Origin of the sequence: Novosphingobium sp. Leaf2, assembly GCF_001421325.1 — a bacterium.
In the GTDB taxonomy this organism is placed as follows: domain Bacteria; phylum Pseudomonadota; class Alphaproteobacteria; order Sphingomonadales; family Sphingomonadaceae; genus Novosphingobium.
Window position 1 is genome coordinate 312,323 of the sequence record NZ_LMJY01000001.1, and the last position, 24,917, is coordinate 337,239.

Annotated in this window: 17 protein-coding genes and 1 tRNA gene; 8 read left to right on the plus strand and 10 right to left on the minus strand. The window is 63.5% G+C overall.

Features of this window, described 5'->3' with window-relative positions:
• The first annotated feature begins 36 nt into the window (after nt 1-36).
• From purH to dxs, 4 genes are all read left to right on the plus strand, one after another.
• Nucleotides 37-1,629, plus strand: coding sequence for a bifunctional phosphoribosylaminoimidazolecarboxamide formyltransferase/IMP cyclohydrolase (gene purH / locus ASE49_RS01635; protein WP_056768012.1), 1,593 nt, complete (start codon nt 37-39; stop codon nt 1,627-1,629).
• A 389-nt stretch (nt 1,630-2,018) separates the two neighbouring features.
• Nucleotides 2,019-2,168, plus strand: coding sequence for a hypothetical protein (locus tag ASE49_RS18495; RefSeq protein WP_200921938.1), 150 nt, complete (start codon nt 2,019-2,021; stop codon nt 2,166-2,168).
• Between the two features lie 64 nt (nt 2,169-2,232).
• On the plus strand, nt 2,233-2,691 hold the full coding sequence (locus tag ASE49_RS01640) for a Fur family transcriptional regulator (RefSeq protein ID WP_056768015.1): 459 nt from the start codon (nt 2,233-2,235) through the stop codon (nt 2,689-2,691).
• Between the two features lie 115 nt (nt 2,692-2,806).
• The gene (gene dxs / locus ASE49_RS01645; protein ID WP_056768017.1) at nt 2,807-4,729 is read left to right on the plus strand and encodes a 1-deoxy-D-xylulose-5-phosphate synthase; all 1,923 of its coding nucleotides are present in this window, start codon (nt 2,807-2,809) and stop codon (nt 4,727-4,729) included.
• 305 nt (nt 4,730-5,034) lie between these two features.
• Here the strand turns inward: dxs and groL are convergent, their stop codons facing one another.
• The 7 genes from groL to ASE49_RS01680 form a co-directional block, all read right to left on the minus strand.
• A complete protein-coding gene (gene groL, locus ASE49_RS01650; RefSeq protein ID WP_056768020.1) occupies nt 5,035-6,681 on the minus strand; it encodes a chaperonin GroEL in 1,647 nt (548 codons plus the stop codon).
• A gap of 45 nt (nt 6,682-6,726) precedes the next feature.
• On the minus strand, nt 6,727-7,014 hold the full coding sequence (groES, locus tag ASE49_RS01655; protein WP_056768022.1) for a co-chaperone GroES: 288 nt from the start codon (nt 7,012-7,014) through the stop codon (nt 6,727-6,729).
• A 176-nt stretch (nt 7,015-7,190) separates the two neighbouring features.
• Nucleotides 7,191-8,609 (minus strand): MATE family efflux transporter, encoded by a 1,419-nt coding sequence (locus tag ASE49_RS01660; RefSeq protein WP_056768025.1) that lies wholly within the window; start codon nt 8,607-8,609, stop codon nt 7,191-7,193.
• Nucleotides 8,610-8,780: 171 nt separating this feature from the next.
• Nucleotides 8,781-9,368 carry a hypothetical protein gene (locus ASE49_RS01665; protein WP_056768027.1) on the minus strand — a complete coding sequence of 196 codons (588 nt, stop codon included), beginning with the start codon at nt 9,366-9,368 and terminating at the stop codon, nt 8,781-8,783.
• 152 nt (nt 9,369-9,520) lie between these two features.
• Nucleotides 9,521-9,892 (minus strand): 50S ribosomal protein L7/L12, encoded by a 372-nt coding sequence (gene rplL / locus ASE49_RS01670; protein ID WP_056768636.1) that lies wholly within the window; start codon nt 9,890-9,892, stop codon nt 9,521-9,523.
• An 88-nt stretch (nt 9,893-9,980) separates the two neighbouring features.
• A complete protein-coding gene (rplJ, locus tag ASE49_RS01675; protein WP_056768030.1) occupies nt 9,981-10,496 on the minus strand; it encodes a 50S ribosomal protein L10 in 516 nt (171 codons plus the stop codon).
• A 389-nt stretch (nt 10,497-10,885) separates the two neighbouring features.
• Complete coding sequence (locus ASE49_RS01680; RefSeq protein ID WP_162234210.1) at nt 10,886-11,653, minus strand: hypothetical protein; 768 nt, start codon at nt 11,651-11,653, stop codon at nt 10,886-10,888.
• A gap of 715 nt (nt 11,654-12,368) precedes the next feature.
• Here ASE49_RS01680 and rpoB point away from each other — a divergent pair.
• The 4 genes from rpoB (at nt 12,369) to ASE49_RS01700 (ending at nt 22,741) form a co-directional block, all read left to right on the plus strand.
• Entirely contained in the window at nt 12,369-16,535 is a 4,167-nt protein-coding gene (rpoB, locus tag ASE49_RS01685; RefSeq protein WP_056768036.1) for a DNA-directed RNA polymerase subunit beta, read from the plus strand.
• 77 nt (nt 16,536-16,612) lie between these two features.
• Nucleotides 16,613-20,905 carry a DNA-directed RNA polymerase subunit beta' gene (gene rpoC / locus ASE49_RS01690; protein WP_056768039.1) on the plus strand — a complete coding sequence of 1,431 codons (4,293 nt, stop codon included), beginning with the start codon at nt 16,613-16,615 and terminating at the stop codon, nt 20,903-20,905.
• 377 nt (nt 20,906-21,282) lie between these two features.
• Entirely contained in the window at nt 21,283-21,870 is a 588-nt protein-coding gene (locus tag ASE49_RS01695; RefSeq protein ID WP_056768042.1) for a hypothetical protein, read from the plus strand.
• A gap of 187 nt (nt 21,871-22,057) precedes the next feature.
• Nucleotides 22,058-22,741, plus strand: a complete 684-nt coding sequence (locus tag ASE49_RS01700; protein ID WP_056768047.1) for a hypothetical protein — start codon at nt 22,058-22,060, stop codon at nt 22,739-22,741.
• Nucleotides 22,742-22,835: 94 nt separating this feature from the next.
• On the opposite strand, the gene ispG is transcribed toward ASE49_RS01700, so the two are convergent.
• The 3 genes from ispG to ASE49_RS01715 all read right to left on the minus strand — a co-directional run bounded on the left by ispG (nt 22,836) and on the right by ASE49_RS01715 (nt 24,768).
• Nucleotides 22,836-23,966, minus strand: coding sequence for a flavodoxin-dependent (E)-4-hydroxy-3-methylbut-2-enyl-diphosphate synthase (gene ispG / locus ASE49_RS01705; protein ID WP_056768051.1), 1,131 nt, complete (start codon nt 23,964-23,966; stop codon nt 22,836-22,838).
• Nucleotides 23,967-24,029: 63 nt separating this feature from the next.
• Complete coding sequence (locus tag ASE49_RS01710) at nt 24,030-24,542, minus strand: GNAT family N-acetyltransferase (RefSeq protein ID WP_056768054.1); 513 nt, start codon at nt 24,540-24,542, stop codon at nt 24,030-24,032.
• A gap of 152 nt (nt 24,543-24,694) precedes the next feature.
• A tRNA-Gln gene (locus ASE49_RS01715) sits at nt 24,695-24,768 on the minus strand.
• Nucleotides 24,769-24,917: the final 149 nt, after the last annotated feature.

The following is a 24,917-nucleotide window of genomic DNA, read 5'->3' on the forward strand; positions in this document are numbered from 1 at the left end:
GCCCCGAAAACACTTCGAATCGCCAAGGAACCCGCCATGTCCGATACCGTCCAGATCCGCCGCGCCCTGCTGTCGGTGTCCGACAAGACCGGGCTGGCGCAGCTTGGCAAGGTGTTGAGCGATCGCGGCGTGGAACTGGTGTCCACCGGCGGCACCGCCAAGGCCCTGCGCGATGCGGGCCTTGCGGTGAAGGACATCGCCGAGATCACCGGCTTTCCCGAAATGATGGACGGGCGCGTCAAGACGCTGCACCCGATGGTGCACGGCGGCCTGCTGGCGGTGCGCGACAATCCCGAACATGCCGCGGCCATGGCCGAGCATCACATCGGCGCGATCGATCTGGTGGTGGTCAATCTTTATCCCTTCGAAGCGACGGTGGCCAAGGGCGCTGGCCGCGACGAAGTGATCGAGAATATTGACATCGGCGGCCCCTCGATGGTCCGTTCGGCGGCGAAGAACCACGCCTATGTCACCATCGTCACCGATCCTTCGGATTACGAAGGCCTGCTGGTGGAACTGGAGGCGACGGATGGCTGCACCACGCTAGGCTTCCGCAAGCTGATGGCCGCCCGCGCCTTCGCGCAGACCGCAGCTTATGACGCCATGATCAGCCAGTGGTTCGCCTTTGCCGACCAGGGCCTTGAATTTCCGGAGATGCTCAGCGTCAATGGCCGGTTGGCGACGGGCCTGCGCTACGGCGAGAACCCGCATCAGAACGCGGCACTGTATACCCCTACCGGTCCGTTCACGCCGGGGCTGGCGCAGGCCGAGCAGGTGCAGGGCAAGGCACTGTCCTACAACAATTACAACGATGCCGACGCGGCGCTGGAGCTGGCCGCCGAGTTTCGGGGACAGAAGCCGGCAGTCGTCATCGTCAAACATGCGAACCCGTGCGGCGTGGCGCAGGCCGATTCGCTGCTCGACGCCTGGGAAGGCGCGCTGGCGTGTGACGACGTGTCCGCGTTTGGCGGGATCGTCGCTGTGAACCAGACGCTGGACGGCCCCACCGCCGAAGCGATTTGCAGGATTTTCACCGAAGTCGTCGTCGCCCCCGATGCCGATGAAGAGGCGCGCGCGTTTTTCGCCCGCAAGAAGAACCTGCGGCTGCTTCTGACCGGTGGCTTGCCGGACCCGCGCCGCCCCGGCCTGACCGTGCGCCAGATCACCGGCGGGCTGCTGGTCCAGGGACGGGACAACGGCGCGATCGCGTTTGACGATCTCAAGGTCGTCACCAAGCGCGAACCCACCGACCGTGAACTGGCGGACTGCCTGTTCGCGTGGACCGTGGCGCGCCACGTGAAATCGAACGCCATCGTCTATGCCCGCGATGGCGTTACCGCCGGCATCGGCGCAGGCCAGATGAATCGGCGCGATTCCTCGCGCATCGCGGCGATGAAGGCTGCCGAGGCCGCTGAAAAGTTTGGCTGGGACAAGGCCCGCACCGTGGGATCGGCGGTCGCGTCGGACGCCTTCTTCCCGTTCGCGGACGGGCTGCTGGCCGCTGCCGAAGCCGGCGCCACGGCCGTGATCCAGCCGGGCGGGTCCATCCGGGACGATGAAGTGATTGCAGCTGCCGATGAAGCCGGGCTTGCCATGGTCTTCACCGGCATGCGCCACTTCAAGCATTGAGCGGCTGAAAAGGGGACGGCGCAGTGACGATAGGCTGGCTCGGTCCCCTTGTCGTAGTGGGCTTCCTGACCGGACTGACGCTGGCGTCCGTTCTATTGCGGCTGGGGCGAATCGGGTCGCGGCGCAGCATTCTTGCAGCCGTCGCCTTACCCTTCGGCTGCGCCGCGCTGCCGGTCGCTGGATTGGTTGTAACATCCATCATTGTGGCAGCTTGGCGGCATTAGCCACCATGTTCCTGCCGTTCGTCGCTTGAAAGCCTCGTTTCACCGCAAGGCTGCCAGATAACGGCGCTCGTTCACTGGACGGCAAGACACTTGCGGCCAATGGGGCTGCACACATTCCTCAGGAGCCATGGGGCTCCGCTCGCAGCATTGAAAGCCGATCCCGCCATGAAGTTCATCAAAGGCGAATTTTCCCGTTTCTTCGCGCTTGGTTTTGCCGGTGGGGCGCTGCTGGTGCTCGGCGCGATGGGGATCGGTACGATCACGCCGCTGGCGCATGACATCGTGCCCCCTGCGCAGGCTGCCCAAAGCCACTGACGCGCATCGGCACCCGATCGCGGTGCCGATTGCCTAGGGCCGCGCCAGTCCCCATATAGGCGGCATGGCAGGTCATAATCATCACGAACATTCGGGCGACCATCTGGTCACCGCCGCGCGCGCCGCATTGACCGGGGCTGGAGAGCAGTGGACCGAAATGCGGGCCGACGTGTTCGGCGCATTGGCGGATCGCGAACGTCCGGCCTCCGCTTACGATCTGGCCGAAAGTGTCTCCGCGCTGCGTGGCAAACGGGTAGCGCCCAACAGCGTCTACCGCATTCTCGACCTTTTCGTTCGAAACAATCTGGCGCGGCGGGTGGAAAGCGCCAACGCTTATGTGGCCAACAGCCATCCCGGGTGCCAGCATGACTGCATCTTTCTGATCTGCGACAGCTGCGGACAGGCCGTTCACATCGACGATGACAAACTCACCGGCGCGCTGGTGGGTGCGGCGCGCCAAGCCGGCTTTGTGGATATACGCCCGGTGGTGGAACTGCGCGGGATCTGCGCCAGCTGCAGCTGACCGGGCGGCCACGACCACGTCTTTGCCAAAAGACTGTGCGACCAAGCCGATTGCGGCGCGATATTGCAGACAGGATCAATCGACAGGCTAGTCACAAGCGTGTAGGGCACGAGTAATGAACGCCAAACCGGCCACGCCTCTACTCGACACGGTTTCGACTCCCGAAGACCTGCGCACACTCAAGCCCGCGCAATTGCGCCAGCTGGCAGACGAGTTGCGAACCGAAACGATATCCGCTGTCGGGCAGACCGGCGGGCATCTGGGGTCCGGTCTTGGCGTCGTCGAATTGACCGTCGCCATTCATTATGTGTTCGATACGCCGGTGGATCGACTGGTGTGGGACGTTGGTCATCAGGCCTATCCGCACAAGATCCTGACCGGGCGGCGGGACCGTATCCGCACCTTGCGGCAGGGCGGCGGGTTGTCCGGCTTCACCAAGCGGTCAGAAAGCGAATACGACCCGTTCGGCACGGCGCACAGCTCCACCTCGATTTCGGCAGCTCTTGGGTTTGCCATCGGCAGCAAGATCAAGGGCGAGCCCGGGCGCGGGATCGCGGTGATCGGCGATGGCGCGATGAGCGCCGGCATGGCCTACGAGGCGATGAACAACGCGGCGGAAGCCGGCAATCGCCTGATCGTCATCCTCAACGACAACGATATGTCGATCGCGCCGCCGGTGGGCGGACTATCCGCCTATCTGGCGCGATTGGTATCCTCCGGCCAGTTCCTGGGCCTGCGCGAACTGGCCCGCAAGTTCGCGCGCCGGCTGCCACGCCCGCTGCACGTTGCTGCCAAGAAGACCGACGAATTCGCCCGCGGCATGGCCATGGGCGGCACCTTGTTCGAGGAACTGGGCTTCTACTACGTCGGACCGCTGGATGGGCATGATCTTGATGCGCTGGTTCCGGTGCTGGAAAACGTGCGAGATGCCGGCGAAGGCCCGATTCTTGTCCACGTCGTCACCCAGAAGGGTAAGGGGTACACCCCGGCGGAACAGGCGGCGGACAAGTATCATGGCGTACAGACCTTCAACGTCGTGACCGGCGAACAGGCCAAAGCGCCGGCTGGTCCGCCCAGCTATACGGGCGTTTTCGCCAAGGCGCTGGTGGCAGAAGCCGCCAATGATCCGACGATCTGCGCGATTACCGCCGCGATGCCGGCCGGCACGGGGCTTGATGCATTTGCAAAGCAGTTTCCTGATCGCAGTTTTGACGTGGGCATCGCCGAACAGCACGCCGTCACCTTTGCGGCGGGTCTGGCAGCGCAAGGCATGCGGCCGTTCTGCGCCATCTACTCCACGTTCCTCCAGCGCGCGTTCGACCAGGTGGTGCATGATGTGGCGATCCAGAACCTTCCGGTGCGTTTCGCGATCGACCGCGCGGGGCTGGTGGGCGCGGACGGGGCAACGCACGCCGGCTCGTTCGACATTACCTATCTTGCAACCCTGCCCAACCTGGTGGTGATGGCGGCGGCGGACGAAGTGGAATTGGTCCACATGGTCCATACCGCCGCGCGGTACGATGCCGGGCCGATCGCGTTTCGCTATCCGCGCGGTAACGGCGTCGGTCTTGCTTTGCCCGAAACGCCGCAACTACTGGAAATCGGCAAGGGGCGCGTCGTACGCGAAGGCACCAAGGTTGCGCTGCTCTCGCTCGGCACGCGCCTGAGCGAGGCGCTCAAGGCCGCCGATGTGCTGGAAGCCCGCGGCCTGTCAACGACAGTGGCCGACTTGCGGTTCGCCAAGCCGCTCGACACCGATCTGATCCGCCGCCTGATGCTGACTCACGAAGTGATTGTGACGGTGGAGGAAGGTTCGATCGGGGGACTTGGCGCGCATGTGCTGACGATGGCAAGCGACGAAGGGCTGACCGATGCCGGCCTGAAAATTCGCACCATGCGCCTGCCGGACGTGTTCCAGGATCAGAACAAGCCCGATGCGCAATACGACGAGGCGGGCCTCAATGCACCGCAGATCGTGGACACCGTGCTGAAAGCCCTGCGCTACAACAGCGCGGGCGTTGCCGAAGCCAGGGCCTGAATTCCAGCCGTTTACGCCGTGTCGTTTGGTCTACGGCCACATCCTGGTTATACCTGAAGCAGGCGCGGGTGCTACCAAGCATCGCGCCCGTTTTTGGTGCCGCTGTGGCATCAGTAGTTGGAGCCCCACCAGTTGCCGCCGGGCAGGTAGTCCCAGATGGAGAACTTCGGGTTCCTCGGACGCCTTAATTTACGTTCATAGCCGCATGGGCAAACGAAAAGGCCGGGGATTGCTCCCCGGCCTTTTGCATGTCTGGCATTTGGGATGATGGTGCGAGCCGCATGGCCCGCACCATCACGGCTTTATCAGAAGCCCATGTCCCCCATGCCGCCCATGCCGCCGCCGCCCATCGGGGGCATTGCCGGCTTGTCTTCGGCACGCTCCACGATCGCCGCTTCCGTGGTGATCAGCAGGCCGGCTACCGAGGCGGCGTCCTGCAGCGCGGTGCGCACGACCTTGGTGGGGTCGATCACGCCAGCGGCCTTCAGGTTTTCGTACACGTCGGTCGCGGCGTTGAAGCCGATGTTCTCGTCCGTCTGGTCAAGCAGCTTGCCGGAAACCACCGCGCCGTCGCTGCCGGCGTTTTCGGCAATCTGGCGCACCGGGGCAACGATCGCCTTGCGGACGATGTCGATACCGCGGGTCTGGTCTTCGTTGGCGCCGGTCAGGCCTTCCAGGGCGCGCGTTGCGTACAGCAGGGCCGTACCGCCGCCAGGGACGATGCCTTCTTCAACCGCAGCGCGGGTCGCGTGCAGCGCGTCGTCGACGCGGTCCTTGCGCTCCTTCACTTCGACTTCCGAAGCGCCGCCAACCTTGATGACGGCCACGCCGCCGGCCAGCTTCGCCAGACGCTCTTGCAGCTTCTCGCGGTCGTAGTCCGAAGTGGTGACTTCGATCTGCGAACGGATCTGCTCGACCCGGCCCTTGATGTCTTCGGCCGAACCGTTGCCATCGACGATGGTCGTGTTGTCCTTGTCGATGGTGACCTTCTTGGCCTGGCCCAGCATGCCGAGCGTGACGCTCTCCAGCTTGATGCCCAGGTCTTCAGAGATCATCTCGCCGGCGGTCAGCGTGGCGATGTCGCCCAGCATGGCCTTGCGACGATCGCCGAAGCCCGGCGCCTTGACGGCGGCGATCTTCAGGCCGCCACGCAGCTTGTTGACGACGAGCGTGGCCAGAGCCTCACCCTCGATGTCCTCGGCGATGATGAGCAGCGGACGGCCCGACTGCACGACCGCTTCCAGAATCGGAAGCAGCGCCTGGAGCGACGAGAGCTTCTTTTCGTGGATGAGGATGTACGGGTTTTCGAGTTCGACCGTCATCTTCTCGGGGTTGGTGACGAAGTAGGGCGATAGGTAGCCGCGGTCGAACTGCATGCCTTCGACGACGTCGAGTTCGAATTCGAGACCTTTGGCCTCCTCGACAGTGATCACGCCTTCCTTGCCGACGCGGTCCATGGCTTCGGCGATCTTCTCGCCGACTTCCACGTCACCGTTGGCCGAGATGATGCCGACCTGGGCGATTTCCGACGAACCGGAAACCGGGGTCGAACGGGCCTTGAGGTTTTCGACAACCTTGAGGACAGCGATGTCGATGCCGCGCTTGAGGTCCATCGGGTTGATGCCGGCCGCGACCGACTTCATGCCTTCGCGCACGATGGCCTGGGCCAGTACGGTTGCCGTGGTGGTGCCGTCACCGGCCTTGTCGTTGGCCTTGCTGGCCACTTCGCGCAGCATCTGCGCGCCCATGTTCTCGAACTTGTCCTTGAGTTCGATTTCCTTGGCGACGGTAACGCCGTCCTTGGTGATGCGCGGGGCGCCGAAGCTCTTGTCGATGACGACGTTGCGGCCTTTGGGGCCCAAGGTCACCTTGACGGCGTTGGCGAGCGTATCCACGCCGGCCAGAATGCGCTCACGAGCGTCGCGCGAAAAGCGTACGTCCTTGGCTGCCATGATAGAATTCCTTTTGTTAGATCAGGTAGTGGGAAGCGGCAGATCTCAGGCGATGACGCCCAGGATGTCCGATTCCTTCATGATGAGCAGGTCTTCGCCGCTGACCTTGACTTCGGTGCCGGACCACTTGCCGAACAGCACGCGGTCGCCAACAGTGACGTCGAGCGGCGTGATCGTTCCGTTTTCAGCGCGGGCGCCCGTGCCGACGGCGACGATTTCGCCCTCAGCCGGCTTTTCCTTGGCGCTGTCAGGAATGATGATGCCGCCGGCCGTCTTCTCTTCGGCTTCGACGCGGCGCACGAGAACACGGTCGTGCAGCGGGCGGAAAGTCATTGGGGTGTCTCCCTTAATCCAACGAACATAAAAACTGGGTTGGCACTCATCAGTTGAGAGTGCCAACGAGCGTCGATATGGTCTTGGAGTGGGGGTGCGTCAAGCGCCGCGTGTCAGAAAAATCATGCGGCGTATGGCGCTTGGCGATCAACCGGTAGGACGCCCCGATGACCCGGTCATGACAGGCCGACGATCGGCGCCGAATGCGGACTTTGGCCCGTCGGCAACAGTCCCAGCCGCCCGCGCCAGTACCAGCGTGCCAACAGCAGCACCGCCGCGACGGTCAAGCCTACGGCAAGGCCGATCCACACGCCGACCCCGCGCAAGGGCGTGAACAGCCCCAGGGCGACGGAGGTGGTGAAGCCGGCCAGCCAGTAGCCCACAATGGCGATGACCGCAGGCACGCGGGTATCCTGCAGGCCGCGCAAGGCGCCGGCGGCCACCGCCTGCAGCCCGTCAGTCAACTGGAATACGGCGGCGACAAACAGGTATTGTACCGCCAGCGCGACGAGCGTTGCGTTGGCCGGCGCGGTCACATCCAGATAAGCGGACAGGATCGTGCGCGGGAAGGCCAGCATGGCGAAGGCGGAGAGCCCGACGAACGCCATGCCGGTGCCAAGGGCCGCCCAACCGGCGCGGCCGATGGCATCGCGGTTCCCGGCGCCGTAGTGGTAGCCCACGCGGATAGTCGCGGCCTGCCCGATGCCGAACGGCACCTGAAAGGCGAAGGCGGCGATCTGCAGCGCCACGGTATGGGCCGCCAGTTCGGTTTCTCCCACCCGGCCCATCAGGAACGCCGCGCCGCTGAACAGGCCGCCCTCCGCGATGAGCGTGGCGGAGATCGGCAGGCCCAGCACCAGCATCTGACGCATGCGCTGCCACTCCGGTCGCCACCAGCGCCCGAAGATGCGAAATCGCCGCAAGGTGCGGTTGAAACGGATCGCCAACACGTATGCGACAACCGTGCTGCACGCAGTGATGGCGCTGGCAATGGCCGACCCCGTCAGCCCCAGCGCAGGGGCTCCCAGGTTACCAAACACAAGCGCGTAGTTGCCCAGCGCGTTCACGCCGATCGACAAAGCGGTGATCAGCGTCGCGAAGACTGGCCAGCCCAGCGTGGACACGAACGTGCGCAACACGTTGGCCACCGCCATCGGCACCAGCGCCAGCGAGAGCACCTTGATAAAGTGACCGGCGATCTGCGCGACATGGGCATCCTGCCCGGTCGCCAGCATGATCCGCTGACCCTGGAACGAGATGGCGACCGTCACCAGCCCGATCGTGACCGCCACCCACAAGGCCATGCGTACCGAGCGGCGCACTTCGCGCACCGAATGGCGCCGTCGGCCCACTTCCGCCGCGATCAGCGGAGCGACGGCCCCGGTCACGCCGTTGAGGCCCATCATCAGAACTGCCACGATGGCCACGGCAAGGCTGGAGGCGGCAAGCGATTCCTGACCAAGCCGGGCCACGAAGATCACGTCCACCGCAAAAACGGCCATCTGCAGCATGTTGGCCAAGGCAAGCGGCGCGGCCAGCCGCACGGTGGCGGCCAGTTCGGTGCGGAACGGATGGGTTGGGATGCTGCCCGACATAGGCCCGCGCGATAGGGGGCGCGGCGCGCGAGGGAAAGCGTTTCCTTGGCAGCGTTATGCTTTGGCCATCAGGCGCGCGATCGGGCCAGACACGAAAAGGGCCTTGCGCGATCCCGTGCGCAAGGCCCTCGTGGTGCGGCGTTCGGGACAGACAACGCCGCGGGTATGCGTTCAGACTTTCCGGCCGGGGGCGGGAGCCTGTTCCACGGGTGCTTCTGCCTTTGCAGGGATCGCCTGCGTGGTCGGCTTGGCGGCATCGCAGCCGTCCGATGCGGCTTGCACGACCTGGGGTGCTGCGCCCGAACCGTCCGAGTTGTACGTGGTGGCGCGGGTGCAGCCGTGCGCGTCGGTAGTGGATGAATAATACGTCACATGCATACCTTGCGGCATGTCGCCGACCAAGGTGACGCCCGGAGCGCCGGTGCTATCGCTGGCCTGCACCGCGCGCTGCTGCATGTGCGCGGCCTGATGCTGCATAAGCGCGGCGCGCTGCATCATAGCGGCCATCTGCGCATCCATCATCGCCGATATCTGCGCCATCGATGCAAACGGATCGGGCGCGGCTTCTTGCGTCATTGCTGCCGGCACCACCTGCACCTGTGGCGGCACATCGCCGCTGTACTGCACCTGCACGACCACCTCATCGGGCGCTGCCAAGTTCATAGTGTGAATCTGCTGCGTGGCGGCTTGCGCGACGCCTGCGCCGAGCAGTGCCAGTACGGCGCCGCCGACAAGGTATTTGCGTTGAAGCATTCGCATGGGGTTCAATCCTCCTTGGTAATGCGACCCTGCGTTGAGGAGGACAGGTTGCTACCGCAAAGCTGAACGCACGATTACAACCGCAAACGAAAAGGGCGACCCGTTGCCGGGCCGCCCTTTCCTGATTTCCACCGGAAGACCCGGCAAGAAGCTTACTTGAGTTCGACGGTACCGCCGGCTTCTTCGATCTTCTTCTTGATGTCTTCGGCTTCAGCCTTGTTAATGCCTTCCTTGACGGCCTTGGGCGCGCCTTCGACAAGAGCCTTGGCTTCAGCGAGGCCCAGGCCGGTGATGGCGCGGACTTCCTTGATGACCTGGATCTTCTTGCCACCGTCGCCGGTGAGGATGACGTCAAATTCGGTCTTCTCTTCGGCAGCGGCCGGAGCGTCGCCCGAAGGGGCGGCAACGGCAACGGCAGCAGCGGCGGAAACGCCCCATGCTTCTTCAAGCGCCTTGGCGAGGTCAGCGGCCTCGAGGACGGTCAGCTTCGACAGTTCTTCTACAAGCTTGGCGATGTCGGCCATGATATTCACTCCTGATCCTGTGGTCCGCCGCCGGCCTCATGCCGAACGGCGGAATAAATCGTTAGAAACGTGCTGCTTTCGCTCGCGCTCAGGCGGCGTCCTTCTCGGCGTACGCGGCGAAGACGCGGGCCAGCTTGGCCGCCGGAGCGGTGGACAGCTGGGCGATCTTGGTCGCGGGAGCCTGAACGAGGCCGATGAGCTTGGCGCGCAGTTCGTCGAGCGAGGGCATCGAGGCGAGAGCCTTGACACCGTCCGCGTTCAGAACCAGCGACCCCATCGCGCCGCCGACGATCTCGATCTTGTCGGTCGTCTTGGCGAATTCGACGACGGCCTTGGCAGCGGCGACGGGGTCCACGGATGTGGCGATGGCCGTCGGGCCGGTCAGGAAGTCGCCGATACCGGCATAGTCGGTATCTACGATGGCAAGCTTGGCAAGACGGTTCTTCGCAACCTTGTAGGTCGCACCCGCATCACGGATCTTTCCGCGCAGGGCGGTGGACTGGGCCACCGTCATGCCGAGGTTGCGGGTGATGACCACCACGCCGACCTCGTTGAAGACCGCGCTGAGAGTGGCGACCGATTCGGCTTTCTGCGAACGATCCATGCCTTACTCCTTCACAATGGCTACACGCGGCGTGAACCTCGCGTAGCCGGCTACGTGTGTCCGCAATGCCGTGAGGCGCTGCGGGCGATTCCGTTCGAAGGGGAAGGAGCTTCGCGCTGAAGCACGAAAATGGCACCACGCTTTTGAAAAGCGAACGGCCGGAATAATTCCTGTTCCCCGCCTAGGCTGCAAATTAAGAAGGAAACCCTCAGCAACTGTCTCGGACGGACGACAGCACAAAAATCGAAAAAAACGATTCCCGCACCGGTCGAGCGGGCCCAATGATGGAAACGTACCGCCGAGTCAAGCGCAGCAGGAATGTTGGGATTTGCGAAAAAGGGCGACCCCATACGGAGCCGCCCTTTCGCGTGACGGTATTGGATTGGTGGTTAAGCGTCGATCAGCGGTGGCTTTTCTGAATGTCTGACCTGATCGGTGCGCGGTATCGAAGGCTGGTAGGTACGATAATCGAACGGCGTGTTCTGCATCGTCACCTCCTGATGTTCCGCATGCTGCAACTGGATACGGGCCCGACGCATCCTCGCCTTGCGCGAGGTGAACGGATTGCCCTCGTCCGGCTCTGCCGCGACCATGCTCTCCAGCAGGGCCTGACGCTCTTCGGGCGAATGCGGCATACCCGCAGTGGCCAGCACCCGGCTCGCGGTGTTACCCGACAGCGTGGGCATTGCAGGGCGCGCGACCTCGCGGGCGACGGCCATTTGCGCTGGTTCGGCCTCTAAAGCCGTTTCAGCCAGCGATGCGGGCGCGTAGTCGGCCTCGTCATACTCCGGCTCGTTGCGACGGCGGCGACGCAGCGCAAAAATTCCGAGGCCTGCAACGCCTAGTGCCGCGAGAATGCCAGCAATCCCTGCGACCGGCACGTTCGACTGCTGCGTGGCCGGAACGACTGGCGTCGTCGCACGGGCGGCGGGCTTGGCTACGGGCGCCGGCGACACGGCGGCACGCGGGACCGCGCCTGAGGCCAGCGCGCTGTCATTAGCCGCGGCCTGATCACGGGTCGCGGGCACAGCAGGCTTGACCGGCGAACGACGCGCAGCTTCGATCGGCGTGCGGCCCGCGGCGCGCCTGACCGCAGCGACCGGCGGGGCTGTATCACTCGTCGATGCGGTTTCGGCGCTATCAGTCGGCGCAGCCACCGATTCCGATGCTGGCGGCGGGGCCGAAATCATGACCGGCGGTGTACCATAAGCTGTGCTGGCAGGCGGCGTTGTGTCTGCAGGCGGGGGGGACGGCAATACGATCGTTGGCTGCGGCGCGGGTGCAGGGACTGGCGCGGGCGCTATAGCGGGGGCCGACTGTACATCTTGTGCATGAGCCGATCCTGCCGGGATTGCGGAAAGCGCGAAAACGGCGGCGATCGCCGTCATGGCGCGGGACGAGCGGGGGGTGCTTGTGTTTTCCATGCAAGTAGCAACACGCAAAACGGCACGAAGTCGTATTGCGCCCGCGAAATACAGGATAAGTTGACGGGCAATTTGCGACGAGTTGATCGAAATAAACCAAATTACTATGTGCTAATCGCCTGCATTTCTTGCTGCCAGATTAACGGAAATGGCACAGTCACGCGGTTTGACATAGTGGGGGGCGGCTTCTATATGCGGCTCTCGCTCGATCGCTTCGAGCAAGGCGGGTCCATGCGCGGGGACGTGCCCGGGAAGGAAGCGATCAGGTTTCATCCGACGTCGAAGGCTGCGGGCTGCAAGTGCTTTTCTATGAAAAAGCGCCGCGTCTGGCGGCCTTTTGCGCGTTCGGATGGCTTGCCTTGAAAGCAGGCGTTCTCGCGACGACGAAATTTCCGGGCCGGCGCGCACCAGTTGCGAATCGGCCCTTTGTAAGAGGCAAGTCCAGCTCATGGCAACCAAGCCCATCGAACCCGGCGTGACCAATCCGGTGCGTTCCGCAAAGAAGCGTATCCGCAAGATCTTCGGTGACATCCACGAAGTCGTGCAGATGCCCAACCTGATCGAAGTGCAGCGCGAGAGCTATGAGCAGTTCCTGCGCTCGGACCCGTCGATCGGCTATGTCTCCGGACTGGAAAAGACCTTGCGGTCGGTGTTCCCGGTGCGCGATTTTGCGGGCACCAGCGAACTGGACTTCGTTCACTACGAACTGGAAGATCCCAAGTACGACGTGACCGAGTGCCGCCAGCGCGGCATCACGTATGCCGCACCGATGAAGGTGACGCTGCGCCTGATCGTGTTCGAGGTGGACGCCGAGACGGAAACCCGTTCGGTCCTCGATATCAAGGAGCAGGACGTTTACATGGGCGACATGCCGCTGATGACGAAGAACGGCACGTTCTTCATCAATGGCACTGAGCGCGTCATCGTCTCGCAGATGCACCGTTCGCCCGGCGTGCTGTTCGACCACGATCGCGGCAAGACCCACGCTTCGGGCAAGTTCCTGTTCGCCGCGCGCGTGATCCCCTATCGCGGTTCCTGGCTCGACTTCGAATTCGACGCCAAGGATATCGTCAACGTCCGCATCGACCGTAAGCGCAAGCTCCCCGTCACGTCGCTGCTGTATGGCCTGGGCCTCGATAGCGAAGCGATCCTTGACTACTTCTACCAGACCATCGCGTGGAAGCGCGGGTCGGGTGGCTGGCAGCTGCCGTACACCCCCGAAGCATGGCGCGGCGCCAAGCCGACGTTCGACATCGTCGATGCGAAGTCGGGCGAAGTCGTGTTCGCCGCCGGCACCAAGATTTCGCCGCGCGCCGCCAACAAGGCGCAGAAGGACGGCCTTGAGGAACTGCTGATCCCGACCGAAGAAATCTTCGGACGTTATTCCGCGAAGGACCTCATCGACGAGTCCACCGGCCGCATCTACATCGAGGCCGGCGACGAAGTTTCGCCTGAGAACCTGGAAGCGCTCGACAAGGCCGGTATCGACCGCATCGAACTGCTGGACATCGACGAGATCAACACCGGTCCGTGGATCCGCAACACGCTCAAGGCCGACAAGGCCGAGAACCGCGAGATGGGCCTTGAGGCCATTTACAAGGTGATGCGCCCCGGCGAGCCGCCGACCAAGGAAACCGCAGAAGCGCTGTTCGACGGCCTGTTCTTCGATGCCGACCGCTACGACCTGTCGGCCGTGGGCCGCGTCAAGATGAACATGCGCCTTGGCCTTGATGCCGAGGACACGGTCACCACCCTGCGCGTCGAGGATATCCTTGCCGTGGTGAAGGAACTGGTGAACCTCAAGGACGGCAAGGGCGAGATCGACGACATCGACAATCTCGGCAACCGCCGCGTGCGTTCGGTGGGCGAGTTGCTGGAAAACCAGTACCGCGTTGGCCTGCTGCGCATGGAGCGCGCCGTGAAGGAGCGTATGTCCTCGGTCGACGTATCGACGGTCATGCCCAACGATCTCATCAACGCCAAGCCCGCAGTGGCCGCGGTGCGTGAGTTCTTTGGCTCCTCGCAGCTCTCGCAGTTCATGGACCAGACCAACCCGCTGTCCGAAGTAACGCACAAGCGTCGCGTGTCGGCGCTCGGGCCAGGCGGTCTGACGCGTGAGCGCGCTGGATTCGAAGTGCGCGACGTTCACCCCACCCACTATGGCCGTATCTGTCCGATCGAAACGCCGGAAGGCCCGAACATCGGTCTGATCAACTCGCTGTCCACTTTCGCCCGCGTCAACAAGTACGGCTTCATCGAAACGCCGTACCGCAAGGTGATCGACGGCAAGGTGACCGGCGATGTCGTGTATCTGTCCGCGATGGAGGAGCAGAAGCACACCGTCGCGCAGGCGTCGGCCGGCACCAACGAGGACGGCAGCTTCGCCGAAGAACTCGTCTCGGCCCGCCAGAACGGCGAGTTCGTGATGAGCCCGCGCGACCAGATCACGCTGATGGACGTTTCGCCCAAGCAGCTGGTGTCGGTCGCCGCATCGCTGATCCCGTTCTTGGAAAACGATGACGCCAACCGCGCGTTGATGGGCTCGAACATGCAGCGCCAGGCGGTGCCGCTGGTTCAGGCTGACGCGCCGTTCGTGGGCACCGGCATGGAAGGCACCGTGGCGCGCGATTCGGGCGCCGCGATTTCCGCCACCCGCGCCGGCGTGGTCGATCAGGTGGACGCCACCCGTATCGTGATCCGCGCCAGCGGCGATATCGAAGCCGGCAAGTCCGGCGTCGATATCTATCGTCTGCAGAAGTTCGAGCGTTCGAACCAGTCCACCTGCATCAACCAGCGTCCGCTGGTGAAGGTGGGCGACGTGGTCGAAAAGGGCGACATCCTGGCTGACGGTCCGTCGACCGAGCTGGGTGAACTGGCACTGGGCCGCAACAGCCTCGTCGCGTTCATGCCGTGGAACGGCTACAACTACGAGGACTCGATCCTGATCTCCGAGCGCATCGTCAAGGACGACGTGTTCACCTCGATCCATATCGACGAGTTCGAGGTGATGGCCCGCGACACCAAGCTGGGGCCAGAGGACATCACCCGCGACATTCCCAATGTCGGTGAGGAAGCCCTGCGCAACCTCGACGAGGCGGGAATCGTGTATGTGGGCGCAGAAGTGCACCCGGGTGATATCCTGGTCGGCAAGATCACGCCCAAGGGCGAATCGCCGATGACGCCGGAAGAAAAGTTGCTGCGCGCCATCTTCGGCGAAAAGGCGAGCGATGTGCGTGATACCTCGCTGCGCCTGCCCCCGGGCGTTTCGGGCACAATCGTCGATGTGCGCGTGTTCAACCGCCACGGTATCGAGATCGACGATCGTACCCGCGCGATCCAGAACGAGGAAATCGAACGCCTCGCCAAGGACCGTGAGGACGAGCGCGCGATCCTCAACCGCGCCACATACAACCGCCTGCGCGACATGCTGCTGGGCCAGGTTGCCGCATCTGCGCCCAAGGGCGTGAAGAAGGGTGGCGAGATCACCGAGGACGTGCTGGCTGAGGCCGAGCGCCACGAGTGGTGGAAGTTCGCGGTTGCGGACGACCACATGCAGTCGCAGCTCGAAGCGGTGAAGACCCAGTACGACGCCACCGTCAAGGCGATCCAGGAGAAGTTCGAGGATCGCAAGGAGAAGCTGGAGCGCGGCGACGAGCTGGCTCCGGGCGTGCTCAAGATGGTCAAGGTGTTCGTGGCGGTGAAGCGCAAGCTGCAGCCGGGCGACAAGATGGCTGGCCGTCACGGCAACAAGGGCGTCATTTCGCGCATCCTGCCGGTCGAGGACATGCCGTTCCTGGAAGACGGCACCCCGGTCGATCTCGTGCTCAATCCGCTCGGCGTGCCTTCGCGCATGAACGTCGGGCAGATCTTCGAAACCCACCTGGGCTGGGCCGCGCGTGGTCTGGGCCAGCAGGTGAAGCAGGCGCTGGAGGACTGGCGCCATGCCAACCCCAACCCGGAGACCGCAGCCCCGCCCGAAGCGGTGCGTGAGCGTTTGAAGGTGATCTACGGTGAGCATTACGTCGAGGACATCGAGAGCCGCGATACCGAATCGCTGCTCGAACTGGCGCAGAACGTCACCAAGGGCGTCCCCATGGGCACCCCGGTGTTCGACGGCGCGGTGGAAGCTGACGTTGCCGACATGCTGGCGCTGGCCGGGCTGCACAGTTCGGGTCAGTCTGACCTGTATGACGGACGCACCGGCGACAAGTTCGACCGCAAGGTGACGGTGGGCATCATCTACATGCTCAAGCTGCACCACCTTGTGGACGACAAGATCCACGCCCGTTCGATCGGGCCGTACAGCCTCGTCACCCAGCAGCCGCTGGGCGGTAAGGCGCAGTTCGGTGGCCAGCGCTTCGGAGAAATGGAGGTCTGGGCGCTCCAGGCCTATGGCGCGGCGTATACCTTGCAGGAAATGCTAACGGTGAAGTCGGACGACGTGGTCGGCCGCACCAAGGTCTACGAAGCGATCGTCAAGGGCGACGACACCTTCGAGGCCGGCATCCCTGAGAGCTTCAACGTGCTCGTCAAGGAAATGCGCTCGCTGGGCCTCAACGTCGAGCTGTCGTCCATCGACCGCGACGACGACGGCATCGCGATCGCGGCGGAGTGAATCGGCAGGAGCGCCGTTTAGCGACGGCGCTCCTGCGTTTCGCCCAAGACATTTGACCCTCCAGAGGGACTGAAAATATGAACGACCTTACAAAATTCACGAACCAGATGGCCAAGACCGAGACGTTCGACCAGATCCAGATTGGTCTGGCGAGCCCCGAGCGCATCCGCTCCTGGTCCTTCGGCGAAATCAAGAAGCCGGAAACCATCAACTACCGCACGTTCAAGCCCGAGCGTGACGGCCTGTTCTGCGCGCGCATCTTCGGTCCGGTGAAGGACTACGAGTGCCTGTGCGGCAAGTACAAGCGGATGAAGTACAAGGGTGTCGTGTGCGAAAAGTGCGGCGTCGAAGTCACCGTCACCAAGGTGCGCCGTGAGCGCATGGGCCACATCGAACTGGCCGCGCCGGTTGCGCACATCTGGTTCCTCAAGTCGCTGCCTTCGCGCATCGGCCTGCTGCTCGACATGCAGCTCAAGCTGCTTGAGCGCGTGCTGTACTTCGAAAGCTACATCGTCACCGAGCCGGGCCTGACCCCGCTCGAAAAGTACCAGCTGCTCACAGAAGACGAGATGCTGGACGCGCAGGACGAGTACGGTGAGGACGCCTTCACCGCCGGCATCGGCGCCGAGGCCGTCAAGCACATGCTGATGAACCTGGACCTGGAGCAGGAGCGGGCCGATCTGCTGCACGAGCTGGAGACCACCAAGTCCGAGCTCAAGCCAAAGAAGATCATCAAGCGGCTCAAGGTCGTGGAATCGTTCATCGATTCGGGCAACCGCCCGGAATGGATGATCCTCGACGTCGTGCCGGTCATCCCGCCCGAACTGCGCCCGCTGGTGCCGCTGGACGGCGGCCGCTTCGCCACGTCTGACCTTAACGACCTGTATCGCCGCGTCATCAACCGCAACAACCGTCTGAAGCGCCTGATTGAACTGCGCGCGCCTGACATCATCGTGCGCAACGAAAAGCGCATGCTGCAGGAAGCGGTCGATGCGCTGTTCGACAACGGCCGCCGCGGCCGCGTGATCACCGGCGCCAACAAGCGTCCGCTGAAATCGCTGTCCGACATGCTCAAGGGCAAGCAGGGCCGCTTCCGCCAGAACCTGCTGGGCAAGCGCGTCGACTATTCGGGCCGTTCGGTCATCGTTACCGGGCCGGAATTGAAGCTGCACCAGTGCGGCCTGCCCAAGAAGATGGCGCTCGAACTGTTCAAGCCGTTCATCTACGCCCGCCTCGATGCGAAGGGTCTGTCGATGACCCTCAAGCAGGCGAAGAAGTGGGTGGAAAAGGAGCGCAAGGAAGTCTGGGATATCCTGGACGAGGTGATCCGCGAACACCCGGTGATGCTCAACCGCGCGCCCACGCTGCACCGTCTGGGCATCCAGGCGTTCGAACCCGTGCTGATCGAAGGCAAGGCGATCCAGCTGCATCCGCTCGTCTGCTCGGCCTTCAACGCCGACTTCGACGGGGACCAGATGGCCGTCCACGTGCCGCTTTCGCTGGAAGCCCAGCTGGAAGCACGCGTGCTGATGATGTCCACCAACAACATCCTGTCGCCCGCCAACGGCAAGCCGATCATCGTGCCTTCGCAGGACATGGTGCTGGGCCTGTACTACCTGTCGCTGGATCGCACCGGCGAGCCGGGTGAGGGCATGAAGTTCGCCGACATGGCCGAAGTGCATCAGGCGCTGTTCCACGGAGCTGTCACCCTGCACTCGAAGATCGAGGCCCGCGTGCCGCAGACCGACGAAAAGGGTCAGCAGTACATGAAGCGCTTCGACACCACGCCGGGCCGCATGCTGCTGGGCGAATGCCTGCCCAAGAGCCACACGGTGCCCTTCGATGTCGTCAACCGCCTTCTCACCAAGAAGGAAATCGGCGACGTCATCGATCAGGTCTATCGTCACACCGGCCAGAAGGACACGGTACTGTTCGCCGACGCGATCATGAGCCTGGGCTTCCGCAACGCGTTCAAGGCTGGCATCTCGTTCGGCAAGGACGACATGATCATTCCGGAATCGAAGGTGGCCCTGGTCGCCGAGACCAAGGATCTGGTGGCTGACTACGAGCAGCAGTACCAAGACGGCCTGATCACCCAGCAGGAAAAGTACAACAAGGTGATCGACGCCTGGAGCCGTTGCGGCGATCAGGTGGCGAACGCCATGATGGACGAGATCAAGGCCCAGCCGATCGATCCGGAAACCGGCCGCATGGCGCAGATCAACTCGATCTACATGATGAGCCACTCCGGTGCGCGTGGTTCGCCTGCGCAGATGAAGCAGCTTGCCGGTATGCGCGGCCTGATGGCCAAGCCTTCGGGCGAGATCATCGAGACGCCGATCATCTCGAACTTCAAGGAAGGTCTGACCGTTCTTGAATACTTCAACTCCACGCACGGCGCCCGCAAGGGTCTGGCCGACACCGCGCTCAAGACGGCAAACTCGGGTTACCTGACCCGCCGTCTGGTCGATGTGTCGCAGGACTGCGTGGTGGTGGTCGACGACTGCGGCACCGAGCGGGCGCTGGAAATGCGCTCGATCGTGCAGGGCGGTTCGGTGATCGCCTCGCTTGCCGAGCGTATCCTGGGCCGCACCCTGGCCGAGGATATCGTCGACAAGGAAGGCAACACGATCGCGTCGAATGGGCAGCTGCTCGACGAAGCGGCGGTTGCCGCGATCGAGGCCACCGGCCTGCAGAACGCGCGCATCCGCTCGCCACTGGTCTGCGAAGCCACGCAGGGCGTGTGCGGCAAGTGCTACGGGCGCGATCTGGCCCGCGGCACGCCGGTGAACATCGGTGAGGCCGTGGGCGTTATTGCCGCGCAGTCCATCGGTGAGCCGGGCACGCAGCTGACCATGCGTACCTTCCACATCGGCGGTGCGGCGCAGCTGAACGAAACCTCGCACCTCGAAGCGATCAGCGCGGGCCATGTCGAATATCGCGACATTCCCACGATCGTGGACAAGCGCAACCGCCTGCTGTCGCTGGCGCGCAACGGCGAGATCATCCTGTTCGATACCGAAGGTCGCGAACGTGCAATCCACCGCGTGCCATACGGTACGGTGCTTTTGCACGCCAACGGCGCCAAGGTGGAGCAGGGCGAACGCCTGGCCGAATGGGATCCGTTTACGCTGCCGATCATCACCGAAACTTCGGGTATTGTGAAGTATCAGGACCTGATCGACACGCGCACGCTGACCGAGCATGTCGATGACGCCACTGGCATGACCAGCCGCGTCGTCACCGAGGATCGCTCGCCTGCCCGCGCCAAGAAGAAGGAAGATCTGCGTCCGCGCATCACCCTTCTGGATGACGAGAGCGGCGAATCGGCGCGCTACATGCTGGCCCCGGGCACAACGTTGTCGGTCGAGGACGGCCAGCGGATCGAGGCGGGCGACATCGTTGCCCGCGCCAGCCGCGAAGCCGCCAAGACCCGCGACATCACCGGTGGTCTGCCGCGCGTCGCCGAGCTGTTCGAGGCGCGCAAGCCCAAGGACAACGCGGTGATTGCCAAGGTATCTGGCCGGGTCGAGTTCGTGCGTGACTACAAGGCCAAGCGCAAGATCGCGATCATTCCCGAGGAAGGCGAACCGGTCGAGTACCTGATCCCCAAGTCCAAGGTCGTGGACGTGCAGGAAGGTGACTGGGTCAAGAAGGGTGACAACCTGGTTTCGGGCTCGCCCGATCCGCACGACATCCTCGAAGTGCTGGGCGTGGAAGCGCTGGCGGAATACCTCGTCGCCGAAATCCAGGAAGTGTATCGTCTGCAGGGCGTGAAGATCAACGACAAGCACATCGAGGTGATCGTTCGCCAGATGCTGCAGAAGGTCGAGATCACCCACGGCGGCGACACCACGCTGCTGGCCGGCGAGCAGGTCGACTACGAGGAGATGGCCGAGATCAACGGCAAGCTTTCCAAGGACAAGCGTCCCGCAGAAGGCAAGCCGGTGCTGCTGGGCATCACCAAGGCGTCGCTCCAGACCCGCTCGTTCATCTCGGCGGCCTCGTTCCAGGAAACCACCCGCGTGCTTACGCAGGCGGCGGTCGAGGGCAAGACCGACTCGTTGATCGGCCTCAAGGAAAACGTGATCGTCGGGCGTCTGATCCCGGCAGGCACCGGTGCGGGCATGAACCGCGTTCGTGTGGCGGCCACCAGCCGCGACGTTGCCCTGCGCGCGGCCACCCGCAAGATGCAGGAATCGCTCATCCTGGCGAACACCGCCGAGGAAGAGCACAAGGCGGAACTGGCCCGTGACGTTCGCGACGATGTGGGTGACAGCCCACTGGCCGCGATCGAAGGCGAGACCCACGGCACCGATGCCGATGCCGGCGATTACCTGAACCCCGAGGCTGCGGACGACAAGGCATAAGCCTTTCGTCCTGCCGCCAAAGGCACAGCAAAAGCCCCGTCGGAGCGATCCGGCGGGGTTTTTTGTAGGGCTGGCGGGGTGTATTATAAACGTCACAGTTCCGTAAACTTCGCATGTGCAGCGGAACTTGCAGCCGTAGCGGGCCGTTACTCCATCAAGATGATTGAAGGGTCGCAGCCAAAAACTAAGTCTTGAAATTCAAAAGCCTACCCTGCCAGTATTTAGGCGAGCTCGCGGTGGAAGGCCTGCTTTCACCTTTTTCATCCCACCGATGTCCAGCAGCGGGCACATGCGCCGGTGCGGCATCGGGTTCCCAAACTACGTCACAAACCAATTCATGCTGCGGTGCACGCGCCCGGCATTGATGGAGCATTACTATGAAGAAGATCGCACTGTTGGCCGCCGTTATGGTTGCCGCCATCCCCGTCGCCGGTTTTGCCCAGGATGCCGCTGTGGACGCCCCCACAACCAGCGCGCCCGCCACGGCCCCCGACGGCACGCGCGCGTTTGGCATCGAACCCTACTTCGGTGTCATGGGCGGGTATGATTCGTACGATCGTCGCAGCAAGTTCGGCTCGATCAATGATGGCAAGATGGAAGGCGCGCTGATCCAGGGCGTCGTTGGCGTCAACGTGCCGGTCGGCCCGGTGTTTGCGGGCGTCGAAGGTAATGTGGCCAAGGGGTTTGGCGACATCGACTGGGAATACGGCGTGAAGGGTCGCCTTGGCGCCCGTGCAGGCGAAAGCGGCATGGTCTATGCAACGGCGGGTTATGAGTGGGTCAACGGCAAGCACGGCTATTCGGACCAGCACGACTGGATCTACGGTCTTGGCGTTGAAGCCGGCCCTAAGGACATCGGCCTTGGCGGCCTCACCGGCAACAGCGGTCTGCGCCTGCGCTTCGAAGTGGACACGTTCGATTTCGACAGCATCCGTCCGATGGCCGGTGTGATCGCACACTTCTGATCCGCCACGCCTTTGCGGCAAACAAAAAAGCCCTCCGGAGCGATCTGGGGGGCTTTTTGCTGCGCCGATCCCCAGCCAACGAGACGCCCGGTGATCGCGTGGCAGACAAGATGCCGACATCGACCCGATTGACCGCCGCTGCGGGAATAGTCTTGCGCAGGCATTGTGCCGCAGTGGGAGTTTTCCGATGACATTTTCGCATTCCGGCTACGCCGGCCGCATCCTTTATCTTGATCGCGCGGGCAGCGAATGGGGCCGGGAAAGCTTTTCTGCGACACTCCATAGCGGAGGCCGAACCCTGCGAGCCTTATGCGAAATGGACGACGCGCGGCTGCATCGCGAAGTCACATGGTCGCTGGATGGCAACTGGATGCCGCGCGATGGTTTCGTGCGCTTGACGCGGGATGGGGTGAGGCTTGCCAGTTGCTGGTATCATATCGAGGGCGCGCAGGCGCAATGCGAAGGGGTGACGGATGAGCACGGTCGCATCTCCCGGCACGTCAGCGCCGATCGACCCATCCGGTTTCTGGGAACCCACCCGCTTGCCGGCGACAGCGTGATCGCGGCGGCGCGCGGGGTGGATGATCCCGGCGTGGAACGACCGATAACCAGCGCCGTCAATTCGCTGGCCCACCTGGGGGACGAGGAACTGGACGTGCGCATCCTCGAGCCGCTGGTGACGTTCATCGGGTACGAGACGATCACCGTGGCTGCAGGTCGCTTCGACGCGCGGCGCTATACGATCAGGTGGAGTGATACGATGCCGCACGTCACTGACTTCTGGGTGCACGCAGAGGACTGCTTGCCTTTGCTGACCATCGTGCCGGTGCTGGGAGAGCGCTACGAACTGGTGGAGTTCACCCGCTTCTGACCTCGTGGACCTTTCCCCTGCTTGCAACATCCCGGGCCGGCATTCTCCCGGAAGCGGACGGGCCAATATCGCGCGGGCCAAAAGGCATTGCGCGCTATTCCGCTGCGATGGCGGCCGCCTCTGCTTCCGTCGCCTCAATCTGGGCGGCCTTGGCTTCCACCAGCGCCACGATGTGATCGAGCATCTCTTCGCTTTGCACCGTGTGGTCGGTAACGCCCGACAGGTAGACCATGTGCTTGCCATTGCCGCCGCCGGTCAGGCCGATATCAGTTTCGCGGGCTTCTCCGGGTCCGTTGACGACGCAGCCCAGAACGGACAGCGAGAGCGGTGTCTTGATGTGCTGCAGCCGCTCTTCCAGCGCCTCCACCGTCCGGATCACGTCGAAACCCTGGCGCGCGCAGGATGGACACGATACCACCCGTACGCCGCGGGTGCGCAGGCCAAGGGCCTTGAGCATTTCGAAGCCGACGCGCACTTCTTCTTCCGGCTCGGCGGAAAGCGATACGCGCAAGGTGTCGCCAATGCCGGACCACAGCAGCATGCCCATGCCGATCGACGATTTCACGGTGCCGCCGATCAGGCCCCCCGCTTCGGTGATGCCCAGGTGCAGCGGGCAATCCACCGCGTCCGCCAGCCCCTGATACGCGGCGACGGCCAGGAACACGTCGCTGGCCTTCACTGCCACCTTGTATTCGTGGAAATCGTGGTCCTGCAGCAGTTTGATGTGATCAAGCGCGGATTCCACCAGCGCCTCAGGGCAGGGCTCGCCGTATTTTTCCAGCAGATCGCGCTCAAGACTGCCCGCGTTGACGCCGATGCGGATGGCGCAGCCGTTGGCCTTGGCGGCGCGCACCACTTCGGCCACGCGATCGCTGCTGCCGATGTTGCCGGGGTTGATGCGCAAACAGGCCGCGCCTGCGTCGGCGGCTTCAAGGGCGCGCTTGTAGTGGAAATGGATGTCGGCGATCAGCGGCACTTTGGCCGCGCGCACGATTTCGCGCATGGCGGCGGTGCTTTCCACATCCGGGCACGACACGCGGATGAGATCCGCACCGGCATCCTCGCAGCGGCGGATCTGGTCGATGGTGGCGCCAGCGTCCGAGGTGAGCGTGTTGGTCATCGTCTGCACCGTGATCGGCGCATCGCCGCCGACGGGGACGGTACCGACCATGATCTGGCGGCTCTTGCGGCGCGCGATATCGCGCCAGGGTCTGATGGAGGACATGGAGGCCCCTATACCCGCTTGATGCGACGGATAGAAGCCGAATCCGGCATGCGTGCCAAGCGCCTAGATGCGCAGAGCGAACAGGAATTCCTCGTCGCGCTGGCTGCCCACGATGAAGTGAATGTCGGCGATCTTCTCGAAGCCGTAGCGCGCATAGAATTTCTGTGCGCCGGGATTGTCGGAATAGACGGATAACTGCATCTCGTCCGCCCCGAAGCGCGCCGCTTCCGCCAGCGCCCAGTCCATCAACCGGGTGCCGATGCCCTGGCCGATCGCCGACGGCGCGGCGTAAAGCTGCTTGAGCTCGATAACGGTGTTGCCACGCGCGTGTTCGGGCCAGCCGCAGGCCATCACCAGCTTGCAGAAGCCCAGTAACCCCTTGCCGCCCTGCGCCAGCATCACCCGCATCGCCGGATCCGCGATCTCGCGCGCGATCTTGTGCTCGCCGTGCGTACTCGCCAGAAACCCGGCGAGATTTTCGGGCGTGTAGAGGTGCCCGAATTTGGCGACGAAACTGTCTGCTCCCAGACGGGCAAGAGCAGCGGCATCGGCGGGCACAGCTGGGCGCAGGATCATGAGGTGTTCCCGGTCATTGCGGATGGTTTTCGGTTTTACAGGATGTAGCCGGTCAGCCGGACACGCTCCACCGTTTGTCCCACCCAGCTTACGCGGGTTCTGTTGTGCCGGAACAGCTGCCGCAACGACCTATCGCTGAATTTGGGAAATCCTGGATGCCCCGCGAGGATTCGAACCTCGATAGACGGAATCAGAATCCGTAGTCTTACCATTAGACGACGGGGCATCGGAGGCCGCTCCTCTAGTGAGGGTTGCGATTCGGGTCAAGCGCGCTCGTTCGCCCTGTGAACACGAGGCCTTGTGCCTTTGGCGCCGGGGCGTTAGCATCCCATTCAGGTGTCCGCCCATCGGCGGGATGACAGTAACGAGTAAAAA

Coding starts and splice junctions, on each gene's coding strand:
- rplL (WP_056768636.1), bottom strand. CDS start 9,892: ATGGCCGACATCGCCAAGCTTGTAGAAGAACTGTCGAAGCTGACCGTC.
- ASE49_RS18495 (WP_200921938.1), top strand. CDS start 2,019: ATGAAGTTCATCAAAGGCGAATTTTCCCGTTTCTTCGCGCTTGGTTTT.
- purH (WP_056768012.1), top strand. CDS start 37: ATGTCCGATACCGTCCAGATCCGCCGCGCCCTGCTGTCGGTGTCCGAC.
- ASE49_RS01660 (WP_056768025.1), bottom strand. CDS start 8,609: ATGTCGGGCAGCATCCCAACCCATCCGTTCCGCACCGAACTGGCCGCC.
- groES (WP_056768022.1), bottom strand. CDS start 7,014: ATGACTTTCCGCCCGCTGCACGACCGTGTTCTCGTGCGCCGCGTCGAA.
- dxs (WP_056768017.1), top strand. CDS start 2,807: ATGAACGCCAAACCGGCCACGCCTCTACTCGACACGGTTTCGACTCCC.
- rplJ (WP_056768030.1), bottom strand. CDS start 10,496: ATGGATCGTTCGCAGAAAGCCGAATCGGTCGCCACTCTCAGCGCGGTC.
- rpoC (WP_056768039.1), top strand. CDS start 16,613: ATGAACGACCTTACAAAATTCACGAACCAGATGGCCAAGACCGAGACG.
- ASE49_RS01695 (WP_056768042.1), top strand. CDS start 21,283: ATGAAGAAGATCGCACTGTTGGCCGCCGTTATGGTTGCCGCCATCCCC.
- ASE49_RS01640 (WP_056768015.1), top strand. CDS start 2,233: ATGGCAGGTCATAATCATCACGAACATTCGGGCGACCATCTGGTCACC.
- ASE49_RS01710 (WP_056768054.1), bottom strand. CDS start 24,542: ATGATCCTGCGCCCAGCTGTGCCCGCCGATGCCGCTGCTCTTGCCCGT.
- ASE49_RS01700 (WP_056768047.1), top strand. CDS start 22,058: ATGACATTTTCGCATTCCGGCTACGCCGGCCGCATCCTTTATCTTGAT.
- groL (WP_056768020.1), bottom strand. CDS start 6,681: ATGGCAGCCAAGGACGTACGCTTTTCGCGCGACGCTCGTGAGCGCATT.
- rpoB (WP_056768036.1), top strand. CDS start 12,369: ATGGCAACCAAGCCCATCGAACCCGGCGTGACCAATCCGGTGCGTTCC.
- ASE49_RS01665 (WP_056768027.1), bottom strand. CDS start 9,368: ATGCGAATGCTTCAACGCAAATACCTTGTCGGCGGCGCCGTACTGGCA.
- ispG (WP_056768051.1), bottom strand. CDS start 23,966: ATGTCCTCCATCAGACCCTGGCGCGATATCGCGCGCCGCAAGAGCCGC.